Raw genomic sequence first — 1,114 nt, forward strand, 5'->3', positions numbered from 1 at the left:
CCCACGCCGGCAGCGCGGCGGCGGTCACCGGCGGGCGTCGACGGCGCGGCCGGCGTGGGTCCGCCGGCTCAGCCAGCCGCGCGGGTGGCGGCGGGGCAGCGCCCGGGCGAGCCGGTCCGCGGCCGCGTCGGCCTGCAGCTCGGAGGCGTGCGTACGGTGGATGGTGAGCAGGAAGTCTGCGTCGTTGCCGAACATTCTCGGTTCCCCTGTCGTGCGGTGTGCTCGCTGTCGAGATTCACTTTCCGCGCGAAGGTGGCCCCGGGGCATGGGTCCGCCGCCTGATCTTCACCCCCTCCCCCTCCTTACCGGGGGGCCTCAGCGGCCGGGCGGCGACGTAAGGTACTCAGCCCCTGGCGGAGGGGCGGCCGCGGATCAACGGGGCGTGCGGCGCCCACTAGACTCTTCGGCATGGCAAAGCCCCAGGAGAAGGTCTCGTTCGGCCAGCGGCTGAAGCAGATCGGGATGGTGTTCCAGTTCACCGCCAAGCAGGACAGGTGGTTCGCGCCGCTGACCGCCGCGGCGGTGCTGATCCCGCTCGCGCTCACCGTGGTCGCGGTGATCCTCTGGGGCTGGATCTGGCTGCCGATCGGCATCCTGTTCATCCTGCTCGCCGTGCTGATCGTGCTGAACCTGCGGTCCAACAAGGCGATGATGAACGCCGCCGAGGGCCAGCCGGGCGCGGCGGCGCAGATCATGGAGAGCATGCGCGGCGACTGGCGGGTCACCCCGGCGGTCAGCTCCACCACCCAGATGGACATGGTGCACCTGGTCATCGGCCGGCCCGGCGTGATCCTGCTGGCGGAGGGGAACCCGCAGCGGGTCCGCGGCCTGCTCGGGCAGGAGAAGCGGCGGCTGGCCAAGGTGATCGGCTCCGCCCCGCTGCACGACTACGTGATCGGTCAGGGCGAGGATGAGCTACCCATCCGCAAGCTGCGGATGACCCTGATGCGGCTGCCCCGCACGCTGGCCCCCAAGGACGTCAACGCCCTGGACAAGCGGCTCAAGGCGCTCACCGCCCGTCCGCAGATGCCCAAGGGCGCGATCCCCAAGAACATGCGCCCCCCACGCGGCGCCTTCCGCCAGACCCGGGGCCGCTGACCCCCACCCCCTCACG

Annotated in this window: 2 protein-coding genes; one reads left to right on the forward strand and one right to left on the reverse strand. The window is 71.8% G+C overall.

Annotated elements, in window-relative coordinates:
• Positions 1 to 24 precede the first annotated feature (24 nt).
• The gene (locus DKT69_RS38765; RefSeq protein WP_201749407.1) at positions 25 to 195 is read right to left on the reverse strand and encodes a hypothetical protein; all 171 of its coding nucleotides are present in this window, start codon (positions 193 to 195) and stop codon (positions 25 to 27) included.
• 213 nt (positions 196 to 408) lie between these two features.
• Here DKT69_RS38765 and DKT69_RS00195 point away from each other — a divergent pair, with 213 nt between their 5' ends.
• A complete protein-coding gene (locus tag DKT69_RS00195) occupies positions 409 to 1,098 on the forward strand; it encodes a DUF4191 domain-containing protein (protein ID WP_109799589.1) in 690 nt (229 codons plus the stop codon).
• Positions 1,099 to 1,114: the final 16 nt, after the last annotated feature.

It is taken from the genome of Micromonospora sicca (assembly GCF_003172935.1).
GTDB classification, from domain to species: Bacteria; Actinomycetota; Actinomycetes; order Mycobacteriales; family Micromonosporaceae; genus Micromonospora; species Micromonospora sicca.